Origin of the sequence: Pseudomonas entomophila (assembly GCF_029478665.1) — a bacterium.
In the GTDB taxonomy this organism is placed as follows: domain Bacteria; phylum Pseudomonadota; class Gammaproteobacteria; order Pseudomonadales; family Pseudomonadaceae; genus Aquipseudomonas; species Aquipseudomonas entomophila_F.
The window spans coordinates 122740-138431 of record NZ_JARPQB010000015.1 but is presented as its reverse complement, the minus strand read 5'-3'; the positions used below and the strand labels follow the sequence as shown (position 1 = coordinate 138431).

General features: G+C 63.2%; 16 protein-coding genes and 2 pseudogenes. 6 read left to right on the top strand and 12 right to left on the bottom strand.

What is annotated here, in order from left to right; all coding sequences use genetic code 11:
- Positions 1–101 precede the first annotated feature (101 nt).
- The 3 genes and pseudogenes from P5705_RS10480 to P5705_RS10470 form a co-directional block, all read right to left on the bottom strand.
- Positions 102–1688, bottom strand: coding sequence for an ABC-F family ATPase (locus P5705_RS10480; RefSeq protein ID WP_277460769.1), 1587 nt, complete (start codon positions 1686–1688; stop codon positions 102–104).
- 20 nt (positions 1689–1708) lie between these two features.
- Positions 1709–1922 (bottom strand): annotated as a pseudogene (locus P5705_RS10475) (site-specific integrase); the annotation flags it as partial.
- Between the two features lie 102 nt (positions 1923–2024).
- A complete protein-coding gene (locus P5705_RS10470) occupies positions 2025–2750 on the bottom strand; it encodes an META and DUF4377 domain-containing protein (RefSeq protein ID WP_277460768.1) in 726 nt (241 codons plus the stop codon).
- Positions 2751–3400: 650 nt separating this feature from the next.
- Here P5705_RS10470 and P5705_RS10465 point away from each other — a divergent pair.
- Complete coding sequence (locus P5705_RS10465) at positions 3401–4216, top strand: beta-barrel pore-forming toxin monalysin (RefSeq protein ID WP_277460767.1); 816 nt, start codon at positions 3401–3403, stop codon at positions 4214–4216.
- A 79-nt stretch (positions 4217–4295) separates the two neighbouring features.
- Here P5705_RS10465 and P5705_RS10460 read toward each other — a convergent pair whose 3' ends face one another.
- The gene (locus P5705_RS10460; protein ID WP_277460766.1) at positions 4296–4529 is read right to left on the bottom strand and encodes a DUF2388 domain-containing protein; all 234 of its coding nucleotides are present in this window, start codon (positions 4527–4529) and stop codon (positions 4296–4298) included.
- A 182-nt stretch (positions 4530–4711) separates the two neighbouring features.
- Positions 4712–4969 carry a hypothetical protein gene (locus P5705_RS10455; protein ID WP_277460765.1) on the bottom strand — a complete coding sequence of 86 codons (258 nt, stop codon included), beginning with the start codon at positions 4967–4969 and terminating at the stop codon, positions 4712–4714.
- Positions 4970–5276: 307 nt separating this feature from the next.
- Here P5705_RS10455 and P5705_RS10450 point away from each other — a divergent pair, with 307 nt between their 5' ends.
- The 3 genes and pseudogenes from P5705_RS10450 to P5705_RS10440 all read left to right on the top strand — a co-directional run.
- On the top strand, positions 5277–5663 hold the full coding sequence (locus P5705_RS10450) for a hypothetical protein (protein WP_431196939.1): 387 nt from the start codon (positions 5277–5279) through the stop codon (positions 5661–5663).
- A 123-nt stretch (positions 5664–5786) separates the two neighbouring features.
- On the top strand, positions 5787–6287 hold the full coding sequence (locus P5705_RS10445; protein WP_277460764.1) for a methylated-DNA--[protein]-cysteine S-methyltransferase: 501 nt from the start codon (positions 5787–5789) through the stop codon (positions 6285–6287).
- A gap of 152 nt (positions 6288–6439) precedes the next feature.
- Positions 6440–6619, top strand: a pseudogene (locus tag P5705_RS10440) (DUF2867 domain-containing protein); the annotation flags it as partial.
- Positions 6620–6621: 2 nt separating this feature from the next.
- Here the strand turns inward: P5705_RS10440 and P5705_RS10435 are convergent.
- Positions 6622–7134, bottom strand: a complete 513-nt coding sequence (locus P5705_RS10435) for a DUF3016 domain-containing protein (RefSeq protein WP_277460763.1) — start codon at positions 7132–7134, stop codon at positions 6622–6624.
- Between the two features lie 74 nt (positions 7135–7208).
- Here P5705_RS10435 and P5705_RS10430 point away from each other — a divergent pair, with 74 nt between their 5' ends.
- Positions 7209–7904, top strand: a complete 696-nt coding sequence (locus tag P5705_RS10430; protein ID WP_277460762.1) for a metallophosphoesterase — start codon at positions 7209–7211, stop codon at positions 7902–7904.
- On the opposite strand, the gene P5705_RS10425 is transcribed toward P5705_RS10430, so the two are convergent.
- Both P5705_RS10425 and P5705_RS10420 read right to left on the bottom strand, forming a co-directional pair.
- Entirely contained in the window at positions 7882–8502 is a 621-nt protein-coding gene (locus tag P5705_RS10425; protein WP_277460761.1) for a LysE family translocator, read from the bottom strand. The genes P5705_RS10430 and P5705_RS10425 overlap by 23 nt on opposite strands.
- Positions 8503–8672: 170 nt before the next feature.
- Positions 8673–9488 carry an AraC family transcriptional regulator gene (locus P5705_RS10420; protein ID WP_277460760.1) on the bottom strand — a complete coding sequence of 272 codons (816 nt, stop codon included), beginning with the start codon at positions 9486–9488 and terminating at the stop codon, positions 8673–8675.
- 134 nt (positions 9489–9622) lie between these two features.
- Between P5705_RS10420 and P5705_RS10415 the strand changes: the two genes are divergently transcribed.
- The gene (locus P5705_RS10415) at positions 9623–10246 is read left to right on the top strand and encodes a LysE family translocator (protein ID WP_277460758.1); all 624 of its coding nucleotides are present in this window, start codon (positions 9623–9625) and stop codon (positions 10244–10246) included.
- On the opposite strand, the gene P5705_RS10410 is transcribed toward P5705_RS10415, so the two are convergent.
- The 4 genes from P5705_RS10410 to hbdH form a co-directional block, all read right to left on the bottom strand.
- Positions 10243–12411 carry an autotransporter outer membrane beta-barrel domain-containing protein gene (locus P5705_RS10410; RefSeq protein ID WP_277460757.1) on the bottom strand — a complete coding sequence of 723 codons (2169 nt, stop codon included), beginning with the start codon at positions 12409–12411 and terminating at the stop codon, positions 10243–10245. The genes P5705_RS10415 and P5705_RS10410 overlap by 4 nt on opposite strands.
- Before the next feature lie 93 nt (positions 12412–12504).
- On the bottom strand, positions 12505–12780 hold the full coding sequence (locus tag P5705_RS10405) for a peptidylprolyl isomerase (protein ID WP_008095636.1): 276 nt from the start codon (positions 12778–12780) through the stop codon (positions 12505–12507).
- A gap of 143 nt (positions 12781–12923) precedes the next feature.
- Positions 12924–14876 (bottom strand): acetoacetate--CoA ligase, encoded by a 1953-nt coding sequence (locus tag P5705_RS10400; protein WP_277460754.1) that lies wholly within the window; start codon positions 14874–14876, stop codon positions 12924–12926.
- 43 nt (positions 14877–14919) lie between these two features.
- Positions 14920–15690, bottom strand: coding sequence for a 3-hydroxybutyrate dehydrogenase (gene hbdH, locus P5705_RS10395; RefSeq protein ID WP_277460753.1), 771 nt, complete (start codon positions 15688–15690; stop codon positions 14920–14922).
- Positions 15691–15692 lie beyond the last annotated feature (2 nt).

Here is a 15692-nt window from a genome sequence, read left to right as displayed (position 1 = left end):
CCAGCAAGGCTGGCTCCTACGAGGTCAGTAGGAGCCGGCTTGCCGGCGAGCGGCGGGGTCAAGCTACGCGACCGGCAGTGCAGGCCGCTGTTCGCTTCAGATCAGACCAGCACACCCTGGCTACGCAGGTAGTCGTCATAAGTGCCGCTGAAATCCACCACCCCATCTGGCGTCAGCTCGATGATGCGAGTGGCCAGCGACGACACGAACTCTCGGTCATGGCTGACGAACAGCAGGGTGCCCGGGTAGTTCTCCAGCGCCAGGTTCAGCGCCTCGATCGACTCCATGTCCAGGTGGTTGGTCGGTTCGTCCATGACCAGCACGTTGGGCTTCTGCAGGATCAGCTTGCCGAACAGCATGCGGCCTTGCTCACCCCCGGAAATCACCTTCACCGACTTGAGGATCTCATCGTTGGAGAACAGCATGCGCCCCAGGGTGCCGCGGATCACCTGCTCGCCGCTGGTCCACTGGCCCATCCAGTCGAACAGGGTGACGTCGTCCTCGAAGTCGTGGGCGTGGTCCTGGGCGTAGTAGCCCACTTCGGCGCTGTCGGTCCACTTCACTTCGCCCTTGTCCGGGGTCATTTCACCGACCAGGGTGCGCAGCAGGGTGGTCTTGCCGATGCCGTTGGGGCCGATGATGGCCACGCGCTCGCCGGCTTCGATGGTGAAGCTGAAGTCCTTGAACAGCACCTTGTCGTCGAAGGCCTTGGCCATCTTGTCGACGATCACCGCCTGGCGGTGCAGTTTCTTGGTCTGCTCGAAGCGGATGAACGGGCTGACCCGGCTCGACGGCTTGACCTCGGCCAGCTGGATCTTGTCGATCTGCTTGGCGCGCGAGGTGGCCTGCTTGGCCTTGGAGGCGTTGGCCGAGAAGCGGCTGACGAAGGTCTGCAGTTCGGCGATCTGGGCTTTCTTCTTGGCGTTGTCCGACAGCAACTGCTCGCGGGACTGGGTCGCGGCGGTCATGTACTCGTCGTAGTTGCCGGGGAACAGGCGCAGCTCACCGTAGTCCAGGTCGGCCATGTGGGTGCAGACGCTGTTGAGGAAGTGACGGTCGTGGGAAATGATGATCATGGTGCTGTTACGCGCCGTGAGGATCGTTTCCAGCCAGCGGATGGTGTTGATGTCCAGGTGGTTGGTCGGTTCGTCGAGCAGCAGCACGTCCGGGTCGGAGAACAGCGCCTGGGCCAGCAGCACGCGCAGTTTCCAGCCCGGGGCCACTTCGCTCATCGGGCCGAAGTGCTGCTCCAGCGGAATACCCAGGCCCAGCAGCAGCTCGCCGGCGCGGGATTCGGCGGTGTAGCCGTCCATCTCGGCGAACTCGGTTTCCAGCTCGGCGACGGCCATGCCGTCTTCTTCGGTCATTTCCGGCAGCGAGTAGATACGGTCGCGCTCGGCCTTGACCTTCCACAGCTGCTCGTGGCCCATGATCACGGTGTCGATCACGGTGAACTCTTCGTAGGCGAACTGATCCTGGCGCAGTTTGCCCAGGCGGGTGTTCGGCTCGAGCATCACCTGGCCGCCGGAGGGCTCCAGGTCGCCGCCGAGGATCTTCATGAAGGTCGACTTGCCGCAACCGTTGGCGCCGATCAGGCCGTAGCGGTTGCCGTTGTTGAATTTGACCGAGACGTTCTCGAACAGCGGCTTGGAGCCGAACTGCATGGTGATATTAGCGGTGGAGATCAAGTGCCTTACCTATCAATAACTTACGTGGCGTCTTTGCAGCTACGGAGCAATTTCGGACCAATCTGGAGCTTTTCGAGCTCCTGCCAGTCGCTTGACGAGTTGATCCAGCGTGCATACGCCGATGAGAGCATTTGCACGCTGTGCCCGAGCTGTTGGGCGAAAAATGCGGGGGTTGAGGCCGAACATTGCGCGCATTGTCGCATAGGTATGAAGACAGTTGTATGGGGACTGACGGCTGAGCCCATGCTCTTTCACCACAGGCATCGATCGGATGACTGCTCGGCATGATTATCAGGTTGCAGGCAGATTGACATCAGCCTGCAACCAACGGTGCGCTTACTTGCCTTTGCCCGAAGCGTCCTGCTCGACCATCAGGTCCAGCACGTAGACTTGCGATGGAGCATCGGCGGGTGGGTTCTTCCATTCGTATTGCTTCACTCGCAACACGGTGCGCACGCCGTCATGGTGCTCATAGCCTTCGATGGACTGGTACAGCGGATGCCAGGTGCCTTCGGTCGGCAGTTGCAGGCCGGCGTCGTCATAACGGCGTTCGCGTACCTGCAGGCACTGGTAGTTCGGGATCAGCGGGTGGCTGCACTTGACCTGCTTGGCGGCCACCTCCAGGAACTTGATCTCGCCCTTGCTCCCGTAGCGGGTCTCTGGGGTGGCTTCACCCTGGAACTTCAGCACCGAGCCGTCCTGAGCCGTCAGCTGCAGCTCAGGCTCCGGGCCGGTCGTGGTGATGACCGTGCGCAGGTCACCCTTGAACAGGCGGCCGACTTGGGCATCCAGGTCCATCAGGCGCTTGTCGCAGGCCATCAGGGTCGAGGCGAGTGGCTGCACCTTCAGTAAACCGTCCTGATAGCTGTAGCCTCCGAACTGAGCGTTGCAGCCGCCGCTGATGTTCAGTTTCTTGTCGAAGAAGTTCAGCCGCAGCTTGCGTTCGACGCCATTGTCCAGGCTGGCGATTGGATTGCCGGAAGCATCTTTGGCGGATGCCAGGTTCCAGTAGTAGGCCGAGAGTGCTGGCTGGGCTGCGACAGACGAGGAAGTGGTGGGCATGGAAGGCGACCCTTCATGGGAAGTGGTAGCCGGGGTGCACGCCTGAAGCAGGGCTGCACAGACGGCAACAAGGAGAATGTTGTGTTTCATGGTTCGCTCTTTCAGCCTTGATAAGTGGTAGCTGCCCCCGCAGAGGGGGCGCGCGGGTGAACTGGGAAGTCGAGGCCGTCCTGGAAGGGAGCCGCGATGTGGATCCTGTCAGCCCGCAAGTCGAGTCGGGCGACCTTAGGCTTTGTACGAAAAGTGTCTGCGCGACGATCATGCTGCGTTGAAAACAGGCTCGGAATGCTCATTGACAACCAGTCAAGTCGTGCGCGACTCCGACCGTTCCTCGCCTGTTTTCGCCTTGCCTGATCGCCGCTCGACGACTTTTCGTACAAACCCTAGTCTGACCGATGGCAAACAGACAGCATCCGTCACGTTCAGTTTCACGGACCTGGCAATCTGGCGATCTGGAAATGTTGCCAAATCTTTCGGGGTACATCTCGTTGCAAGTCGTTGAATTAAATGAAGGCGGGCGGTGTGCTTACGCCTGCCGGCGCCAATCACTGCATGTGCGACGCGGCAAAACGGCCTTGAGCATCCTGTGCAACCTTCGATACTTCGCAGCGCCATCTGGCACTTTGAACTCATTCAACGAGGGTAGGACGATGACGATCAAGGAAGAGTTGGGCCAGCCTCAGAGCCATTCGATCGAACTTGACGAGGTGAGCAAGGAGGCTGTAAGCACTCGCGCCGCGTTGACTTCCAACCTGTCTGGCAGCTTCGATCAGTACCCGACCAAGAAGGGCGACTTTGCAATCGATGGTTATCTGCTGGACTACAGCTCACCCAAGCAAGGTTGCTGGGTGGACGGTATCACCGTTTATGGCGATATCTATATCGGCAAGCAGAATTGGGGCACCTATACCCGCCCTGTGTTTGCCTATCTGCAATATGTGGAGACCATCTCCATTCCCCAGAATGTGACCACCACGCTCAGTTATCAGCTGACCAAGGGCCACACCCAATCCTTCGAATCCAGTGTCAACGCCAAGTACAGCGTTGGCGCCAACATCGATATCGTCAACGTGGGTTCGGAGATTTCCACCGGGTTTACACGCAGCGAGTCCTGGTCCACCACGCAGTCGTTTACCGATACCACTGAAATGAAGGGGCCTGGGACTTTTGTCATCTACCAGGTCGTGCTGGTCTATGCGCATAACGCCACTTCGGCTGGGCGGCAGAATGCCAACGTGTTCGCCTACAGCAAGACCCAGCCGGTGGGCTCGCGGGTCGACCTGTACTACCTGTCGGCAATCACCCAGCGCAAGCGGGTCATCGTTCCGTCGGGCAATGCCGTCCCGCCGCTGGATTGGGACACGGTGCAACGCAACGTGTTGATGGAAAACTACAATCCGGGCAGTAACAGTGGGCACTTCGGCTTCGACTGGAGCGCCTACAACGATCCTCATCGCCGTTATTGAGCCTGGGGTACTACCGGGCGAGGGCGTTGCCTGGTTGTTCAGGCGATACAGGGGGCGCTTGGCAGAGGGCAGCAATGGCTCAGAATGCCGTCACTATCGCGAGGGCCAGCTGATCATCCGTCATGGGCGCAGGGTCGTGGGCAGCGTGATAGTAACGGACGGCCTGCTCGAACTGCGCCCCTCGTATCTCGCCCCCTGAGCCAATGAAGGTGAGTGCATCGGCCTTGGCGGGCTTGAAGTTGTCCTTCGCCGATTCGGAAAGCGCGGTGGTTGCTGTCAAGGGAGTGAAAGGGAGTATCGTTATCATCAACATGACCCCTTCGTATGTACCTTTTTTTCGTCCGCCAAACCTTGTGCGGTGATCGTTGCCAGGAGGGCAACGACCAGGGTTTTCCATGCCGCCATGCGTGCTGCTTCCGTGCCGCCAAGTTCTGAGGCGCCACGATAGCAAACCTGGAGTGCTCACTGACAATAAAGAACCTGACGGCAACACGCTCAGGTTTGTACAGCGGCCGTGGATTTTACCTTCCGGGCGGTCAATTTGGCGGCGTGCAAGCTGGCTATGTTGTTCAGTCCATGGTCGAGCGCTTCGAGTGCCTGTCTTTTATCCATGGTCTTGCGACCTTCCTGCGCCGGGGCACTGCGTGCCGACATCGGCCAGCTTTCGTCTGGTGTGGATTGCAACCCGCTGGGCGACATATGCACATGCAATTGTCGACGACGTTGCTGCACCAACTTATGGATGTGTTTCATGGGCGTGCACCTCGGGGGTGTCTTCTTGGTCGTGCCACAGGGACTGCCCACCAGTAGACGCCTGTTTCGCTGACCTGAGTGGCATGGCAGACCAGCGGTGCGGCCCATGCGGATGAACGTTGCAGTCACGCCTTTGGCCCCTTCAAGCCACCCGATGGCTATCGCGAATCTGCATAGCGTGGCGACCCAGCGCGGCTAAAATAGTTAGCTAGCGTAGCATTTGGGTGTCTACCGCGACTTCATAACTAAAAAGGGCAATCGGTTCTCAGCTTCCAATGTTTCTCGGTGGGGGATCGGAAGGTGTCGCATGAAAGGCTCAGTGAGGGTCAAGCGGTCGAAGGCGGTTTTCACGGTGTTGCTGCTGGCCAGTGTTTCCAGCCTGTTGCTGGACGGTTGCGCGAACAACACGGATGTTCGCGCAGGGCATGACTACACGTCCGGCATGACCGCAAAGAACCCGCCGCAGTACCTGGGCTGCGTACAAGGTGAGTTGCAAGGTGGTGCAAAGACTTACCTGCAGCAAAGCAACAACACGGTTGAGCTCTTCGTCGACAGCACCGACCCTCACAAAGCCTCTGGCCTGGTCGAGATGCGGCAGGTGGATGGGCAGTACAAGTTCCTCGCCTACCAGCGCGATGCCTGGTACGACAATGGGCGCCTGCTCGACGCCGCGCTCATGTGTTCGCGGGCCTAGCCAACTTATTCATGCCTGGGCCAAGTTTCGGCCCGGGCATGAAGAAGCGGGCAAGAATGCGGATGCATCGCCGCGAAGGGATGCGTAGAGTGGGCCATCGTTTTTTCCCGGCAGGAGCCCGCCATGTCGAACGCTTTCACGCTACAGTCTTCCCCCGTCGGCACCCTCACCCTGGTGGCCCGTGGCGAGTGCCTGGCCGCCGTGCTCTGGGAGCATGAGCACAGCAACCGCGTGCGGCTGGGCGAGTTGCACCGCGATGATCATCATCCCGTGCTGCGTGAAACCGCCCGCCAACTGGGCGAGTACTTCGCCGGCACGCGGCAGCATTTCGAGCTGGACCTGGACTTCGCCGGCACCGAGTTCCAGCGCCAGGTCTGGGCGGCGCTGCTGACCATCCCCTTCGGTGAGACCCGCAGCTACAGCGACATCGCCCGGCAGATCGGCAACCCCGACGCGGTGCGGGCGGTTGGCGCGGCCAACGGGCGCAACCCGATCTCGATCATCGCCCCGTGCCACCGGGTGATCGGCGCGTCCGGCAACCTCACGGGTTTTGCGGGTGGGCTGCCGGCCAAACAGTTCCTGCTGGCGCTGGAAGGGCGACAGAGCCTGGCACTGGACTTCTGAGGGCTCAACCGAGCCAGGCGCAGAGCAACCCCAGCACGACGGTAAGCAGTGTCCCGGCGAACAGGCCGTAGTGGCGATGAGCACGGCGGGCATGGGCCTGCACTTCACGCAGGTACTGACCAGGAGGCGGGCCTTCGGGGCGATGGCACTGTGATCGGCATCTGGATGTGCACATCGCCTTGAAGCGTCGACCCATGGCCGACGGCCGGTGCCAGGTGCTGGTGAGCACGGTGGTGCGCACCCATAACCTGCTGGGGTGGCTCTACATGCTGCCCGTGGCGCCGTTCCACAGGCTGATCGCACCGCTGGCGCTGGCCCGCTTGCGCGATTGAGTTCAGGAGGGCGGCAACTGGGCGAAGCGCTGGCGGAACCAGTCGCTGAGCAGGGCCTTCTCGGCGAACAGGCGGTCACCGCTGGCCTGGCGGCCGGGGCGGCTGAGGTACATCTTGTCGCTCAGGTGTTCCTGCGCCTGAACGGCGGGGTGGCCGGGTTGGGTGAGGGTGTAGACCAGGTCGATGCTGGGCCAGGTGATATCGCGCATGAAACGCACATCGTAGGCGCGGCTGTGCCAGGGTTCGAAACGCCCCGCCAGGTCGATGTCGCGGATATCGATGACCAGCTGTTGGCCGGGTTTCAGGTAGCGCTGGCCGAGCTTCTGCAGGTGGGTGGTGATGGCCTGCATCACCTGGGTCTCGGCGCCATGCTCGTAGCCAGCGCTGTCGAGGCTGGCATCGCGAAAGTTCTCCGGGTGTTCGAATTGCACCTCGACCTGTGCGGCCGGGGTGCCCTGTGCCATGCTGTCAAATGCCAGCACCATCAGTACGGCACAGGCCAGGGTGGTACGCATGCTGCACCTCCGGGTGTGGACGGTCTGCCTGACCATTTTACGCCTGTGCCGGGGAAGTCGCAGAGGACGATGCAATGAGCCGTTATCGGCGGATAGCCGCCAACACCCGCGGGCGCGACCTGGCCGTGGGCGATATCCATGGGCATTTCCAGCGCTTGCAAGCCTGCCTGGAGGACGTGGGTTTCGATCCGCGGGTCGATCGCCTGTTCAGCGTGGGCGACTTGGTCGACCGTGGGCCGGACAGCGAGAAAGCCCTGGAATGGCTGGCCGAGCCTTGGTTTCATGCGGTGCAGGGCAACCACGAGACACTGGCAATCAATCACCTGTATGGCGGGCGGGTTGACCTGGACATGTACCGTGCGGCGGGGGGTGGCTGGTTTATCGACCTGCCGGAGCATGAGCAGGAGCCTTTCGTGGAAGCGTTCCTGACGATGCCCATCGCGCTGGAGGTCGAAACCTTCCATGGGCCGATCGGCCTGCTGCATGCCGACAGCCCGTTCAGTGACTGGGCGGCACTGAAGGAGAGCCTGCAGAACGACGACGACCCTGATGTGCGGGAAATCTGCCAGTGGTCGCGGCGGCGGCTGCGGGAGGGTGACGAGCAGTGGGTCGAAGGGCTGCGTGCCCTGGTGGTCGGGCATACGCCGCTGCTCCGGATGAAAGTGCTTGGCAATGTCTGGCACCTCGATACCGGCGGCTGGGGCAGTGGTCACTTCAGCTTGCTCGACCTCGCATCGCTGACACTGGTCAACCCCATGCCAGGTGAATAAGCACGCCGCCTGCCAGCAGGATCAGCATCATTCCGGACGCCCGCTCAAGCCACGGCAGCAGCCGGGCGAACCGGCGCAGTACCCGCGGGTTGCCGATGGCCAGGGCGACCAGCAGGTCCCAGGCCAGGACGATACTGAACATCCAGAGACCGTAGCCGACCTTGAGCCAGGCCCCTTCGCTGGCGACCAGGCTCGCCAGGCTGGCATAGAACAGCGCGTTCTTCGGGTTGAGAACGCCCGAGGCGAGGCCCATGCCCAGGCTGGCAAGCCAGTCACCGGGTGATCCCGCGCCAGTTCTTTGCGCACCGGCCAGGCTGCTGTGCCCGGCATGCCTCAGGAACAGCTGCCCGATGTAGATCAGATAACCGCAGCCTGCCAGTTGCAGGGCCATGAACAAGGCGCTGCCATCGTGCAGGATGGACACCCCGGCGAAGGCCACGCAGATGAACAGGCCATTGGCCAGGGCGATGCCCAGGCAGGCGCCGCTGGCCACGCGCCAACCGGCGTTGACCGAAGTGCGGGCGACCAGGAAAAAGTCCGGGCCGGGGGAGAGCAGGGCGAGGAAGTGGGCGGCGGCGATGAGCAGGAACTGTTCCATGGGGCGGTTTTCGTGTGAAGGGAAAGCCGTAGTCTGTCGACGGCCTTTCAGGGGGTATTGAAGAAAATTGCACAAACCTGACCCCTGTAGGAGCCAGCCTTGCTGGCGAAGGGCATTGCAGGGTGTTGGCAGGCAAGGCTGCGCCTTGCGTTCGCCAGCAAGGCTGGCTCCTACCCGTGGGCGCGGCGGTAGGTGCCGGGTGTCACACCCGCGTGGGCCTTGAACACCCTTTGAAAATGACTCTGGTCGGCGAAGCCCAGTCGATAGGCGACCTCCGCCAACCCATGCCCCTGGCGCAACAGCTGGCGCGCCTTGTTCACCCGCGCATTGAGCAGGTAGGCGTGGGGTGTCATGCCGGTCGCGGCGTTGAATGCGCGGATCAGTTGATAACGCCCCAACCGCGCCTGTTGTGCCAGGCGGTCAAGGCTCAAAGTCGCCAGGTCGTTGTCATCGACACGTGCGATCAACTCCTGCAGGATCGAGGGCGGTAGCGGCGGGGCTGGCTGCAACGCAGGATGTCCGGAGAAGTCGTGGTCGCCGATGAACGTCACCAACGCCGCGTCCTTTTCGATTGGCGTGACGGGTGAAAACAGCAGTGCATTGAGCGCGCAGAACTGCCGATACAGCACCCGCGAACGACTGATCCGCGCCAGTGCCCCAGGCTCGCCGGCGGCGATCCCGGACTCCAGGCGCAGGTCGCGCAGCCAGTCGGCGTCCAGGTGCAGCATCTGGTAGCTCCAGGCCTGGCCAGGTTCTGGGTTGCAGGCATGCACCCGCTGCGCCGGGACCAGCACCAGGGTGCCGGGCGTAAGGCGCGCTTCACCTTCTCCCGCGCCGGTAAAGCGGCTGAAACCAGCATCCACCGCGCCGATGGAAAAGGTCGGATGGCTGTGGGCCTTGTAGCAGGCGCGGCTGTGGCAGGCGCGTCGGCTCTCGACATGGGGCAGGGCCGGGTCGTGCCAGATTTCACTGCTCGAAGAAGGCATGGCAAGGGCCAGGGGTATCCGAAGACGGCAGCAGTGTAATCGCTGGCGACTGTTGCGGCCATTTGCCGTGTGACTGTGCTTGACGCAAGCACTGGCCGGGCGCGACGCTGCGTGGTCCTTGAAGGAGAAGAAGAATGGACCTGTCGAGCCTGTTGCTGTTCATCCCTGCCTGCTTTGCCCTGAACATGGCCCCCGGGCCGAACAACCTGCTGTCGCTGCACAACGCCAGCCGCTATGGCCTGCGCACCGCCTGCGTGGCCGGTGGCGGGCGCCTGCTGGCGTTCAGCGGCATGATCGCCCTGGCCGCCATGGGCCTGGCGGTGGTGTTGCATACCAGCGAGTACCTGTTCCTGGCGATCAAGGTGCTGGGCGCGGGTTACCTGTTCTACATTGCCTGGCAGCTGTGGCGAGCGCCGGTGGGCGAGGCGCAGGTGACGGGGGAGCAGCCGCGAGGGACGTGGAAGCTGGCGCGCCAGGAGTTCTGGGTGGCGGCCGGCAATCCGAAGGCGATCCTGATCTTCACCGCCTTCCTGCCGCAGTTCGTCACCGTAGGCGGTGCCACGCCAGTCAGCGAACAGTTCCTGCAACTGGGCGTGCTGTTCCTGCTGCTGGAGTGGGCGGCCATCGCCATCTACGCCGGGTTGGGCGCCTACTTGCAGCGTTGGTTCGAGCGCCCCGGGCCGCGCCGGGTGTTCAACCGGGTCAGCGCTTCGTTACTGGGCGCCGCAGGGCTGGGGTTGTTGGCTGCCCGTCGTTAGAACTGCCAGCGTACCCCCAGGTTCATACCGCTGGCTTCCTGCTGGCGGCTGTCGAGATTGCCGCTGTACCACACGCCGCCGTGCACGCTCAGGGCATTGCTGAGCTGGGCCACCAGGCCGGCTTCAAACTGCAGAGATGTGTAGCGATAGTCGGTCTTGATCTTGTCCGCACGATCGAAAGTCAGGGTGTCGCGGCCACCGTCCCCATGCCACAGGTCGAGTTGGACATAGGGTTGCAGCAGGCGCGCAGCCAATTGCTCGAAAGCACCCTCCAGGCGTACGCCCAGGCGACCGGTCAATTCGACCTGGGCGTCGTGGCTGACGCGTGAAACGCTGTCGCTGGCACTGTCCAGCGCGGTCTTCTGGGCAATCAACTGGGCTTGGGGCTCCAGCGTCCAATGCTGCGACAAGGCGATGGGGTAGCCCGTTTCGACCGAGGCCGTCCAGGCATGGCCTTCGATATCGAGCTTGTCGCCCCGCTCGGAGCGGGCGCGGCCGTCGAGGCGGGTGTACTGCAGCACACTATCGAGGTACCAGCGCTGTGGCCCGACCAGGGTCCAGTAGGCGCCGACACTGTCGCCATCGAGCTTCAGGTCGCCGACACGGCGATCCTTCACCGCCAGGGCGAACCCCTTGACGTCGGCATCCAGCCGGCTGTGGCCGAGGTACAGGCCCATGTGCTGTCGATAGCCGCTGTCGCTGGCCTGGGCATACAGGTCCTGGCCCACCTTGAATCCATACAGGTTGCCATCCAGGCTCGGGCTGACCGTGCCGCTCCACTGTTGGCGCAGATTGCCACCGTAGGCTTGGCCCCAGCTTGCGGGCAGCGCGCCATTGCCGGCGAGCAAGCGTTGGTCACCCTGGCGTTGGTGGAAGGTACCCAGTGCCTGTCGAGCGATGATCGCGGCGCCTCGGGCGGCCGTGGCATAGACCGGTACCTCGGGGCGATACAAAGGCAGGTTCTGGCCTGGCGACAGCGAGGGTAGCGCGGTCTGGCCTGGGGCTGGCGCGGCGACCGGGACGGGAATGGCGGGCTCACCCGCATTGGGTGCCGGTGGCGCCACCAGGGTGGAGCGCAAGTACCAGCTGTTCTCGCTGCCAGCGGTCACGCCACCTTTGAACAGGCGATAGTCGTAGGCCCCCGCTGAAAGCGTCTGGGTCTGGACGAATGCCGTGTCGCTGCTGGTGGCGCCTTCGCGGGCCTCCACCACCTGGATACCGTTGTGAACCGTGGCTGCGCCCACGCCGCCGAAATTGGCGACTTGCAGGTTGGTGCTGCCGGACAGGTTGCCCAAGCTCACTATCAGTCGGTCGGAGGCCGCGTCGTCACCTGCCAGCACGCTTTTGAGTTTTAGCGTGCCGTTGTCGCCAAGGTAGTCACCGTTCAGGGTGAGGCGCCCTTGGGCATCGTTGCCAGTGCTCAGGTCAATCAACCCTGCGTTGCTTACTGTTGCTTTCTGGCCTGCGGTGAACGCCGTCACCGTGCCTTGGCGTGAGGACAGCGAACTGCCGGTATCGATGGCCAGAAGCCCGGTGGCGCTGGTTGCGTCACCCAGGGTCAGGGTGTCATCGAGGCGCAGATGGCTGTTGTCGTTGAGCCTGATCGTCTCCCAGTTGATGTAGTAGGCGCCTATGCTGACCTGGCTGCCTTGGAAGACCAGGCTGTCATTGCCGGCGCCACCGTCGAGGCGCTTGACCTGGGTTTTGCTGCCGAGGCCGCTGACGGTTACCCGGTCCTCGCCCGAACCGGTGAAGACCCGGCCGCCGATGCTGCCGCCACGGAGGGTAAACGTGTCGTTGCCACGGTCACTCAGCAGGTCGCCTTCGATGCGCGTTTTGACGGCCGTGTCCTGGGACATGATGAACTCGTTGTTCGCTTGATTGAGGTCCACCTCTCCAATCGTGCCGCCCTCGAAATAGGCCAAGTCACCATTTTTGAAGACACCGACAATATGTCCGTCGGTCATCTTGAACGTATCGTGGCCATCGCGCTGGTCGAGGGACTGGACGGTGCCGCCGGTCATGGTGAAGTCGTCGATGGCCACGGTCTGCACCACCTCACCCAGGTTATCGCCCGGTGAAACCTTGAGGTCCTGGGAATGAACGAGCAGTGGCAGTGTGAGCAGGGCCAGAGTGATAGGCGCAAGCAGGCGCAGATAACGCATTGGCAGGTCTCCGTGTCCATTCGGAACTGCCTGTGTTTTAAGTAAATAACCGTTGCCGGGCAACTGGCAGAAATACCAGGTGATCCGCTGCGATCAGTCGCGGTAGAACGTCTGCACCAGGTGATAGCCGAACTTGCTCTTGATCGGCCCGTGCACCACGCGCAGGGGTTTCTTGAAGATCACCTGGTCGATGGCGCCGACCAACTGGCCCGGGCGCACTTCGCCCAGGTCGCCGCCGCGCTTGCCGGAGGGGCAGGTGGAGAACTTTTTCGCCAGCACGTCGAAGGCCTCGCCGTTGGCGATGCGCTGCTTGAGCTTCTCGGCTTCGTCAGCGGTCTTGACCAGGATGTGGCGGGCTTGGGCTTTCATGGCGAGGTACCTGTACTTCGGACGGCAGATGGAGGCCGCCATTATGCCTGACGATGGCCTCTCTGTAGGAGCGGCTTCAGCCGCGATCACCCGCGAGGCGGGTGCCAGGCACCGCGGTGCCTGCATCGCGGCTGAAGCCGCTCCTACAGCTTGAGCTCCGGGCGGTCACGGAACTGCTCCAGCGCCTCGGGGTTGGCCAGGGCATCGGTGTTCTTCACCGGCAGGCCGTGCACCACGTTGCGGATCGCCAGTTCCACCAGTTTGCCGCTGAGGGTGCGCGGGATGTCGGTGACCTGGGCGATCACGCTGGGCACATGGCGCGGCGTGGCGTACTGGCGGATCACCTGGCGGATGTGCTGGCGCAGGGCGTCGTCCAGTTGCAGGCCCTCGCGCAGGCGCACGAACAGCACCACGCGCACGTCGTTGCCCCAGTCCTGGCCGATGGCCACGCTTTCCACTACCTCCTCGACCTTTTCCACCTGGCGGTAGATTTCCGCCGTGCCGATGCGCACCCCGCCGGGGTTGAGCACGGCATCCGAGCGGCCATGGATCACCAGGCCGCCGCCGGGATACTCCTCGGCGTAGTCACCCTGGCACCAGACGTTTTCGAACTGGCTGAAATAGGCATCGTGGTAGCGACTGCCATCGGCATCCCCCCAGAACCCCAGTGGCATCGACGGGAACGGTTGGGTACAGACCAGCTCGCCTTTCTCGCCGATCACCGGCTTGCCGTGCGCGTTCCACACTTCGACCGCCATGCCCAGCGCCTTGCCGGCGATTTCGCCACGGCGTACCGGCAGCAGAGGATTGCCCGCCACGAAGCAGGCGACGATATCCGTACCGCCGGACATGGACGCCAGGCACACATCGGGTTTCACCCGGGTGTACACATAGTCGTAGCTGTGCGGCGACAACGGCGAACCGGTGCTGAGCAGCAGGCGCAGGCTGTCGAGGCGATGGGACTTCGCAGGCTCCACCCCGGCCTGCTCCAGCGCCGCCAGGTACTTGGCGCTGGTGCCGAAGGCGTGGATGCCTTCGGCGTCAATCAGGTCGAGCAGCCGCTCGGGGCCGGGGTGGAAGGGGGAACCGTCATACAACACCACGGTGGCCCCGACCGCCAGCCCGCTCACTAGCCAGTTCCACATCATCCAACCGCAGGTGGTGTAGTAGAACAGCACGTCGTCGGCCTTGAGATCGTTGTGCAGGCCGTGCTCCTTGAGGTGTTGCAGCAGCACGCCACCAGCGCGGTGGACAATGCACTTGGGCACGCCGGTGGTGCCGCTGGAGTAGAGGATGTACAGCGGGTGGTCGAAGGGCAGTGCGGTGAAGGTCGGTGCGCCACCGGGTTTGTAGAAGTCGTCCCATAGCCTGGCGTTAGCGTGGGTAAACTCGTCTGCCCGGGTATGAGAGCGTGTGTAGGGCACGACGAGCACTGTTTCCAGGCTCGGTAATTGCTCGGTGACCTGGTTGATCTTCTCCACCAGGTCGAGCGCTTTCCCCGCGTACTCGCAACCGGCGCAGACGATCAGCAAGCGTGGGGCGATCTGGCCGAAGCGGTCGATGATGCCGTGGGTGCCGAACTCGGGCGAGCAGCTTGACCAGACCGCGCCCAGGCTGGTGGTGGCGAGCATGGCCACCAGGGTTTCCCAGGTGTTGGGCATCACGGCGGCAATGCGGTCGCCGGGCTGGATGCCGGCTTGCCGGAACGCGCGCTGCAAGCCCGCAACCTGGCTGGCAAGTTCGTTGTGAGTGAGCTGGCGACGGCTGCCATCTTCGCGCACCGCGATCACTGCGGGGCGATCATCACGCCGTTGCAACACGTGTTCGGCGAAGTTGAGGGTGGCGTCGGTGAACCAGCGGGCATCGGCCATGCGTGGGCCTTCTTCCAGCACGTGGGTGTGCGGTTTGTGCCAACGGACGTGGAAGTACTCGCTGAGGGTCTGCCAGAACTGTGGACGGTGCTCGATACTCCAGCGGTGCAGGGCCGCGTAGTCGTCCAGCTGGAGGTTGAAGCGCAGGTTGACCCGGCGGCGGAAGGCGTCCATCCGGCTGGCTTCGATCCGGGACATACTGGGGCGCCAGAGTACATCGTTCATGGGAACCTCCGCTGCATAGGGGATCAAGCCGCACGGCCCACCCTCACTGGGCGAGCCAGCCACCATCGACGTTCCAGGCAGCGCCGCGGACCTGGCTGCCGGCCTCGCTGCACAGGAACAATACCAGTTCACCGAGGTGGCGGGGCGTCACGAAGGCCAGTGAAGGCTGCTTCTCGGCCAGCAGGTCGTGCTGCGCCTGCAGCGGGTCGCCACTCTCGGACGCACGATCGTCGATCTGCTTCTGCACCAGCGGGGTCAGCACCCAGCCTGGGCAGATGGCGTTGCAGGTGACGTTGCTGGTGGCCGTCTCCAGCCCGATCACCTTGGTCAGGCCGATCACACCGTGCTTGGCGGCCACATAGGCGGCCTTGCCGGTCGACCCCACCAAACCGTGCACCGAGGCGATGTTGACGATGCGCCCCCAACCGCGTGCGCGCATGCCCGGCAGTGCCAGGCGGCTGCCATGGAACACTGCCGACAGGTTGAGGGCGATGATCTTGTCCCAAGCCTCGACCGGAAATTGCTCGACCGGCGCCACGTGCTGGATGCCCGCATTGTTGACCAGGATGTCCAGCGTGCCGAACTCGCGCTCGGCCAGGGCGAACAGCTGCTCGATCTGCGCCACGTCGGACAGGTCGGCGGGGTGATGGGCGACTTTCACGCCGTGGCGGGCGATCTCGGCGATGGCCGGTGCCGGGTCGCCAAAGCCGTTGAGCAGGATGTTCGCGCCGGCCTCGGCCAGTACCTGGGCGATGCCCAGCCCGATGCCGCTGGTGGAACCGGTGACCAGTGCGGTCTTGCCTTTGAGCGTCATGC